2 protein-coding genes are annotated in these 1,800 nt (G+C 39.5%); both read left to right on the top strand.

Going from position 1 to position 1,800, the window contains the following annotated elements:
* The first annotated feature begins 80 nt into the window (after window positions 1-80).
* Window positions 81-1,019 carry a YopJ/AvrA family T3SS effector serine/threonine acetyltransferase gene (locus PVV69_RS09760; protein WP_273757344.1) on the top strand — a complete coding sequence of 313 codons (939 nt, stop codon included), beginning with the start codon at window positions 81-83 and terminating at the stop codon, window positions 1,017-1,019.
* Between the two features lie 626 nt (window positions 1,020-1,645).
* Window positions 1,646-1,800 (top strand): lysozyme (locus PVV69_RS09755; protein ID WP_404978387.1); only part of this gene is annotated, 155 nt, incomplete at its 3' end.

Here is a 1,800-nt window from a genome sequence, read left to right as displayed (position 1 = left end):
AAATCAATAAATAAACATAATTAAGCCGGAATTGAGCAAATAATATTGAAGACCAATGACAAGCATGGAGAATAAATATTATGAAACCGCAAGCTTCAAAAAACACCCCCCATAATTCATCAGCAACACCAGAAAGTGAGAGTGCAGATGAAGCATTAGCAAGTCTTCCGGAAGATTTAGAACAACTCAACGTTGAAAAAGAACGAAAAATCCCATTCAGTCGTGAAGAGTTAAAAGATATTATTGCAGGCTTAGAAGATGACATTGTGAATGGAAAATGGCTCAAGGGCAATTACCATTATGCCAATACAGACATTAAAATGATGCCGGCTCTCATAGAGAAGGCAAACCGTAAATATCAAGGATTAAATCTTAAACTTATTACGACATCTGAAGGGCTTGTTTCCTCCATAAAAGAAGCAATGGCTAACGGAGTTCAATCTTCGAGATATATAGTAAACACAACCGATAGGGGAATCCATTTTGCGGTACTTGATCAAAGAACCATCGAGAACAAGACATCCTTGATAGCTTTCGAACCCGCAACTCTCCAGAATGAGATACCCTTATTACTAGCAATAAGAATACAACTCATCGTGCAAGAACAATTGCCTGAATGTTCTCTTTCCAAGATGGAGATGGATATTCAACGCAGCTCTTCTGAATGTGGAATAATAAGCTTAGCGCTTGCCAAAAAGCTTCACACTGAATCTGAGAAATTAACAAGAATGCACAAGGAGAACATCGACGGTGTATTAAACAAAACCCATCTTACATTACCTCCTGAAAAGGTAGATCCGTATCTTCCAGCGAGTTTTTACAAACACACGCAAGGAAGAAGACGTCTTAGGGAATATCTAAAATCAAATCCGGGGGCAGAACATGAAAAAGTAAACAAAAAAGATGAAACTCTTGTAGAGAGATTTGATAAAAACCTCGTTGAAGCAGAAGGAAAAACCGTCTCCGTTTCATTACATAAGAAAAGGATCTCTGAATACAAATCTGTCCTAACATTATGATATCATTTTTGAACATTTTCCCCCATATGCGTAGCAAATAAGGAGCAAACAAAGCGCCACATTTCGACTAACGCATGTTGGCAAGTACGTTTATCATGCAGCTTTTGTTTTGGCTTGTAAGAGGCAAACAGCACAAGCCGCTTCCCTATTAAGGCAAAACTGAGCTGTTATCTTAAAAACAGAGACATCAGCCCTCTCAAAAATTCCAAAGCTCTTAAGCGATTTTTCTGGAGAGGCAGAACATTTCATGTTTTGGCAAAAGCATAAGAAAGAGGCGCATCTGCTTTTAAAAAATTACATCCGTAGCGTTTCTTGAGGATAATCACCTTTCATAGCAAATTCTCACATATCCATGACACTCTACAATACAACTTTATAAGCGCTGTGAAACTGAGCATGCACCAGCCACACCCACCAACACAAACATCAACCATCAGCGCCAGCCACCAACACCAACGCTCGTCACAAACACCACAAACCAGCATAAACACCCACTCTTGGGTACCCCACCTTATGGTTTAAGCAAAATTTCACATCGCGTTTATTTTTAGAAAACAGAGAAAAATTCACTTTTAGCATGTTAGTCACGCCTCACCTTGTGTGGGGCTTTTTTTATGGAGGAATTTATGCGGAAAATATCACAAGAAGGACTTGCACTCATCAAACAATGGGAAGGCTTGCGTTTGAATGCCTATAAAGACGCCATCGGGGTATGGACAATCGGTTATGGACATACCAACAGTGCTGGCAAACCTTTTGTCCATAAAGGCATGACAGTCAC

Source organism: Bartonella sp. MM73XJBT, from assembly GCF_028618465.1.
In the GTDB taxonomy this organism is placed as follows: Bacteria; Pseudomonadota; Alphaproteobacteria; order Rhizobiales; family Rhizobiaceae; genus Bartonella.
Note: the sequence above shows the minus strand (reverse complement) of the source record. Positions and strands in the feature narration are given on the sequence as shown.

Excerpts from the sequence above, each read along its gene's own strand:
- PVV69_RS09760 (WP_273757344.1), top strand. The coding sequence starts at position 81 with ATGAAACCGCAAGCTTCAAAAAACACCCCCCATAATTCATCAGCAACA.